The sequence below is a fragment of the Paenibacillus sp. 01T422 genome (assembly GCF_056398785.1).
The window spans coordinates 1-680 of sequence record NZ_JBFTQB010001501.1 but is presented as its reverse complement, the minus strand read 5'-3'; the positions used below and the strand labels follow the sequence as shown (position 1 = coordinate 680).

Annotated in this window: 1 protein-coding gene; it reads left to right on the top strand. The window is 45.5% G+C overall.

What is annotated here, in order from left to right:
* Window positions 1–12 precede the first annotated feature (12 nt).
* On the top strand, window positions 13–594 hold the full coding sequence (locus AC1DUA_RS39840; protein WP_477504906.1) for a histidine phosphatase family protein: 582 nt from the start codon (window positions 13–15) through the stop codon (window positions 592–594).
* Window positions 595–680 lie beyond the last annotated feature (86 nt).

Below are 680 nucleotides of genomic sequence, written 5' to 3'. Positions count from 1 at the left end.
GAGGAAGATGTAATGACAACGATTGGCTTTATCCGGCATGGAAGCACGGAATGGAATCGCTTAGGCAAGCTGCAAGGGCAGTTGGATACGGATTTGACTGATGAAGGCAGAGAACAAGCGAGGCTGCTTGGAATTCGATTAACCAATGAATCCTGGGATGGGAYCATCTCCAGTGATCTAAAAAGAGCTAAGGAAACAGCTCAAATCATGTCAAAGCTCTCAGGGATCCCGATTATCGGAACGGATAACAGACTTCGTGAGCGAAGATATGGTCAGGTCGAAGGAACTACTGTTGCAGAAAGAGAAGAACGTTGGGGTCCAGAATGGAAGCTTCAGGACTTAGGCCAGGAGTCGGATGATGATCTCTGGAAACGTTGGTCCGAATTAGAGGGTGAGTTGCTCGAGGCTTATCCGAATCAGAAAATATTATTGGTCTCTCACGGCGGATTCATTGTGCAGGTGCTCAGAGTTTTGCGCATGGATAGTGAACAATTCCTGCAAAATACGTCTCTAACGGTCCTGTTGCGTCAAGAAAAAGGGTGGGAGCTGCAGCTGTACAATTGTTTATCTCACTTGGAAATCGTACACGAATAAATGCGAGACAAGAAGCATGACTCTTTTATAGAGTCATGCTTTTTTTGCGTCGCATGGAATATTTTCGGGAAAAAATCCCATAATGG